Here is a 6,146-nt window from a genome sequence, read left to right on the forward strand (position 1 = left end):
TAAGGAAAAGAGAGATAAGATAGCAAAGCAGCAGAAATCAATCAGAAGCTCTTAACTTGATAAAAGAATTTCAGATATTAGCTATTAACTTTTAATCTTCAAGAATAGATAGCCATTTACCTTGATCCATTAAAATTGCTACTGGATGTTGACTATCTATTTCACTGCTATCGGTCATAGCTCTGTACCATTGAGTCCAAATACCTTTAGCCGTGTTTAAAAAGCTATCCGTAGGAATAATGTAGTCCTTAGAATTATTATTTTGAAAGGACTCGGAATTTTGAACATTCTGCAAGTAATTGTTAACTAAATCAATAGCTGCTTCTGAGGCAGCATTGCTTTGGGGATTTAATTCCCGTTTATCTTCATGTAATTGGAAACAACTTTCTTGTTTCTCAAGCAGGGATCTTATGGATGTGCCGCCTAGTTTTTTATAACATCTATGAAGGTTATACAAACTATCACTAATTCGACGATTGAACCCTAGAAAAATACTTCCTTTCAGTGCTAATAAAAAACAATAAAAGGCCTGTTCATATTTTCTTCCCATGAAATGCAGTTCTCCACGAAGCAAATTTATTTCCGACTCTAAAGCGTCCCTGAAGATGGGTTTATATTCCGCACTAACTCCTTTGCTGATAATAGCTTTACTCAGATAAAGATACTGTTCTATCGGAATAAGATCATCATTCTGACTACCTAATCTTACATTCACTCTTCCCGCAAATGTAATCCATTTTGCTGTTCTTCGCTTTGCTCCCATACGAGAAGCATGATAAGCAGCTTTGAGAAAATTTTCTCTTGCTTTAATTAAGGTGTCTTTATCATCAGAAAGATAAAATTGGAATCTTGCAACATTGCCATAAACTTCTGATAGTGAAGTGTAAACATCTAGTCCAGCATCTTTATCAGCGTCATTTTCTTTACCCGAATTGTTTTGATCATTCTTTACTTTTTTCAAGTCGTTCAAGTTGTTCAAGTTGAATACGTCTTCGTGACCTATTGAAAATTTATACAGATAGTCTTCAACATCTCTTAACTTCATGAGGTTTGCAAAATTGTTTTTTATCATTTCCTCTGAATTAAAGTATTTATCTTGGGTCTCTTTAATGTTATTTAAGATTTCTGTTACTTGCTGAATATTTCCCTGTGTGTTAAATCTTCTTAAACGAATGATTTGGGCTTCAAGGTAACATAAATAAAAGTTAATTCGGTAAGCTTCGGTAATTTTTCCTACTCCTAAATAGTCTTCTTTTTCTAATTTTTTTAATTGATTGATAGCATCATCAACAATTCCAGTAATATTTGAATCACCACATTCGTCATCCAAAAATTGAAAATCATTTAAAGTACGTCTAGCATTAAACGCCCTATGTCTAATCTTTGTTAATTCTACACAAAGTGATTGATAATTTCCTAATTGTAATAATCCATTATTATTATCTCTAGCATGATAGGATAGCCAATGGATAGAGGCGGATAAAATAGCCTGTAGTGTGGATTTAAAGGTATCAATATCTACCCAAGTCGCTTGATAATATTGATATTTATTATCATTTTCGCCCACTTTTTCTTTAAGAAGAACTGTTGTTTCAACTAACCCATTTTTGTCAGTTGATATAACTTTTGTTGATAAGAAATTGATGTCTCCTAACTCTGGACTGAAGCCTAAATTGAGTCCAATAGCTGCAACACCATTTTCTAAAAAGGTATTATTTGATGTATAAGTAAAAGTTAGTTTTTCGGCTTGATTTTTATATCTAAAAATACAAGTTAGTTTAGCTAATAATACAGGTTCAGATTCATGAAAAGTATCACATTCTAACATTTTATTTTCTTCCGTATAGCCCACTAATTTCCATTCTTCTTGACGGGCGATTTTGCCCCATATTATTTGATGTAAATCCTTAAATTCATCTCCAGAGTTAATCGAAAAAGATAAGGTTTGATATTCTACTTTTTCTAAGCGAATGCTTATATCTTCTAAATCTCTCAACAGTTTCTCTTTTATTGCTATGCTAATAAACAGAGCAAGAGCTTCTTGTTCTGTAAACGTTTTTTTATTTCTTTGCTCTAACTTGATTTTGACTTTTTGTAACTTTTGCTTAATGGATAATTTTTCTATCAATGTCAATGGAATTCTGTTATCTGTGACGATCTCAGCTATACGTTCAGCTAAATAATCTTTTCTGTCATCCTCATCTGTTTGGCTGCTTGTTTTGGATTTAGTATGAAGCAGAGACTTAAAATCAAAACTTAAGTTTTGTGCATTTTCTACACTCAAAAGTTCCAACTCTGTCGCTATTTCTAAAACCATTTGAAAGATGTTGGTAGATACTTGTATATTTTTGTTATGTTCGGGGAGATACCCCGCCATTTCTAAGAATTCATCGACTGAAGCTATCTGTTCCCGGAAGTCCATAGCAGCTTTAATTTTTTTCTCTTTTTCTTCTACGGATAACTTTGCATCGGTAATACCTTTAGCCGTCGGCGGGTTATCCTCATTCTTTTTAATGTAATTAAAAAGGCTAATTATGTTTTCACGCACAATTGGTAAAACATAGTTTTCTTTATCACTAAAGTATTTACTTACGACTGCACGACTGATGCCTAAGCCTTCTGCAAGCTCTCCTTGGGTAACTAGGCACTCTTTATTAAGGAACTCAATAAGTTTTCTTAGTGATTTTTTAGTCATATCTAACTGCGTCGTTGCTTGGATAATACTATTGTTCTATATTTCTAGCCCTCACCTCCCCTTTCCCGTTCCAGGAGAGCAGGGTGCTTTCTCCATTCTAGAACATTATGTCCTGCTCAATTTCTTAGTACATATACTCTGTATTTTTTATAAACAGTTTATATGTACTGATTTTGGACTCAGATAACAGTATATATGAACTAAATTTTAATACCTAAAGCTTAATTTATGGGTTAATCAATATATATTTTCAAAAAATAGTGTCATTATGTTTGACACAAAAAAACCAGGCTGCTATGATAAAGTCACCAGGTTGCTTTTGCTACCTCGTCGCTTTTGTGGTACATCCGTTCTTATCAAGGAAAAGCTTATGATTCTTCAAACCGCCTCCTTATCGAGGCAGGAACAATTTGTGGTGCCTGAAACTCCCAGTCTGGAAGATATCGAGATAATTCTCAGCACGGCAAATAACGATAACTAAAACCCCCTTATTAAGGGGGTTGCTTAACCATTTTAGCTCAACTGAGGGCATGATGACAAAAACAACTTTTGCGTTTCCTGAAGACGATAGCAACAATAAAATTCCTCCTCCTTTTCCCTATAAGAGTTGGGATGACTTTCTAGAAGACCATCGCTCTAATCCCCACAAATTCATCGACAGGATTAAACAGAATCATCCAGACTTGGTAGAGAAGGCAAAAAACGGCGATCTATCACCTGAAACAATCGGTTTCTGGCAAAAAGTTCTCAATTCTGAGTTGGTCCGCGTCAATCCCCGGAACCTCCACGGTGACGTTATGGTGACAGATGCGATCGAAAAGGAATCAAAACTAACCGCTGAAATGGAAACGATCTCTGGTTGGTGGAATACAGTCGGTGTTGTCCCTATAGCTTATGCTGGTGTCGGTGGGGGAGTTTCAGGGGTGATTAGTGCTGTAACTGTCATCGTACTCTGTCAGTTAGCAGGGAACTCTACCTCGACAGCGGCCTCCAATGCTAATCCTGCCAGTCGCAAGTGGGCTAATCGATCTTTGTGGGCTAATATCAGCTTACAAGTCGTTTTAACGCTGATTTCGGGTGTTGGCTCGGAAATCCTGACTAACTCCGCTCAATTATCTAAAATCTACGCCGACAAAGTAGTAGAAGAACATCTCTATGCCACTCCTCGCCGAAACATAGCTGAAGGAGAACGAGTATTAGAGCAGGCGAAAGTCGCTCAAAAGATTTGCGACACAAAAACGGCTGAATATCAAGCAGAACGGGGCAAATCGGAGAAACTTTACGATCCTAAAACATCTAGTCTCTACGAAAAATTACATGGACCCCATGGAGTATCGTCAAAGTACTTTGACAAGATACCTACAGCAGATCTACCCTATTGTCGCAAGCCTAAACGGTTAGAAGCTGACGGAAAGAAACTGCGAGAGCAAGGTCAAAAGCAACTAGATACGGTGCAATCTACTGTTGAGCAGTCGGGTGGTAGTCTCGAATATCTTAAAAAGGAAAAAAGGGGCTTCTATAGCCAGCATTTTACCGAAAACGGTCGAATTGCTGCCGGACAAGAAGCTGTTAGTACCTCTATGGGGAATTTTAGTAGTAAATTACTCACTGGAGAGTCGGATAAGCTTGGATTCCCCCTTATGTTTGCAAGCCTTAGCGTTATTTTCTCTAGTGCATCGATTCTGATGACGCTTTGGCATCGCAATAAGCCCAGCATTGCTTTAACATTCGACCCAACCGCTAAACAGGCTTTTGACGAACTCATTGATGCTGTGGCGGAAGGATTGAACGATCAAGAGCCTCCTGCTATTGATTAGGAACAGGAGATAAAACAATGTACGTTAATCCCTTCAAGTTTTTACTTCAACCAAACCTCACACCTCAACAAAAACAACTGGTAGCGGAACATTTAAACGAGGACGAAAAACTCCTTTATCTTTACCACCAGTATGTTAAAGAAACAGGGAAGTCTCTTTATCCTGGTTTCACAACAAATGTCTCTCTGAAAAAACCACCAAGCACTAATGTTTTGTCAGATCAAGAGAGGGACAAAGAGGCAAAAGTTGATCCCCTTGTATTGTTACAGCTTTTTCAACAAAAAATTGCTGAAACTGGTAAATTTACCTACCCTCCATTTGTTCAGTTTATGCAGGGTGAGAATAACATAACCTTTCGGATCTTAAGCTTAACTAAAGCCAGGGAGGACATTTGCGAAGGAGTAGATCGCTTAGATGAATTAATGAGGAAAAACCCTAGTAATCTAGAAGAAGTTGAGATTGCTTTTCGCCAAATAACAAAAGGAATCGCTCACATAGAGAGGCAGTTACAAGATGTTTATGATCAATTAAATCAACAACAAGGAAAGTCCCGTAAAAAGAATTTGCTAACTGCTTTGCTAACTGCAACGAATCGTCTGGTTAAAACCATTGATTTTGCTGGCAAAAAAAGGAAGACAATACTGGAGATGCAGTCGTTCAACGACTCAGTAATTCAGAGCTACTATGAGTTTATGTTAGAACCACGTGATCCTAACATCAGACAGTCAACGAGAAAGCATTTAATTGAATTAAAGATTAAGGCGATTCGCTGGGAAGGTGTCATTCATGAAATCTTGGAGAGCCAAAATCAAAGATTTTCCATGGGTATCAGACGTTCTTCTCCCGTAGATATTTCCAAGAAATAGTGCCAATTTTTTTTATGTTAATCAAAAACCACTCCCCTCCCCTTAACCCGTGTCTATTAGCAACCATAAAGCTTTAATTTTAGTTTTCACCCATAGTTGAGGTAAAATCAATCATGTCTAGCTTGTTTCCGCAAAGCTCCATTAACAGCCAAAAACGTATTTTGAAACACCTGCTACATATTGTTGATTATGTCAACAACAATTTTATCTACGAAATAGGCAAATTTCACGCAAGATTTTGGCCGATATTAACGGGATTTATCTATACTGTTGCTGTCGCTCAAGTTTGGCTAACTTTCAAGAATAACCCAAGGATGCACCATTATCGAGATGCGTTCAAAATCAATTGGTTATATGTGATTCTCTACACCATTTTATGTGTGTCATTTTGGTGGTTTTTTGCACCAGTTGTGCTAGATTTCTGTGTCTTATTACGAGATCTATTGGAGTTGTCTAAAAACGACAACCCTTCTAATTATCAATTAGGTTGGAGGATTTTTGTGACTTTTATACAAAACCAGCTAGATTCTCAGAGAGTAGTACTGATTTTTATAGTTGTTGTTCAAGGGTTTCTATTTCGTTGGTGGTCAAAGACTGTTGTAACAGTCGTAGATAATGACATCAGACCCTGACAGGGGGACAAGCGAGCTAGAAAACTTGCCAACAAAGGCTTCTAGCTTCTCTCGCTAGAAATAGATTTAGCAATTCTAGGCAAAAAGCTAACGAAAGAATTAGGGATAGGAGCGAGCTTACTAGGAATTATTATTA

At 37.0% G+C, this 6,146-nt stretch carries 3 protein-coding genes; 2 read left to right on the plus strand and 1 reads right to left on the minus strand.

Features of this window, described 5'->3' with window-relative positions; translation table 11 throughout:
* Window positions 1–91 precede the first annotated feature (91 nt).
* The gene (locus IM473_RS07250) at window positions 92–2,695 is read right to left on the minus strand and encodes a hypothetical protein (RefSeq protein ID WP_287658226.1); all 2,604 of its coding nucleotides are present in this window, start codon (window positions 2,693–2,695) and stop codon (window positions 92–94) included.
* 533 nt (window positions 2,696–3,228) lie between these two features.
* Here IM473_RS07250 and IM473_RS07255 point away from each other — a divergent pair.
* Together IM473_RS07255 and IM473_RS07260 are read left to right on the plus strand one after the other, a co-directional pair.
* On the plus strand, window positions 3,229–4,512 hold the full coding sequence (locus IM473_RS07255; RefSeq protein WP_287710447.1) for a hypothetical protein: 1,284 nt from the start codon (window positions 3,229–3,231) through the stop codon (window positions 4,510–4,512).
* Between the two features lie 17 nt (window positions 4,513–4,529).
* On the plus strand, window positions 4,530–5,378 hold the full coding sequence (locus IM473_RS07260) for a hypothetical protein (protein ID WP_287658228.1): 849 nt from the start codon (window positions 4,530–4,532) through the stop codon (window positions 5,376–5,378).
* The last annotated feature ends 768 nt before the right edge of the window (window positions 5,379–6,146 follow it).

Origin of the sequence: Microcystis sp. M015S2 (assembly GCF_020245945.1) — a bacterium.
Taxonomy (GTDB): domain Bacteria; phylum Cyanobacteriota; class Cyanobacteriia; order Cyanobacteriales; family Microcystaceae; genus Microcystis.

Excerpts from the sequence above, each read along its gene's own strand:
- IM473_RS07250 (WP_287658226.1), bottom strand. The coding sequence starts at position 2,695 with ATGACTAAAAAATCACTAAGAAAACTTATTGAGTTCCTTAATAAAGAG.
- IM473_RS07255 (WP_287710447.1), top strand. The coding sequence starts at position 3,229 with ATGACAAAAACAACTTTTGCGTTTCCTGAAGACGATAGCAACAATAAA.
- IM473_RS07260 (WP_287658228.1), top strand. The coding sequence starts at position 4,530 with ATGTACGTTAATCCCTTCAAGTTTTTACTTCAACCAAACCTCACACCT.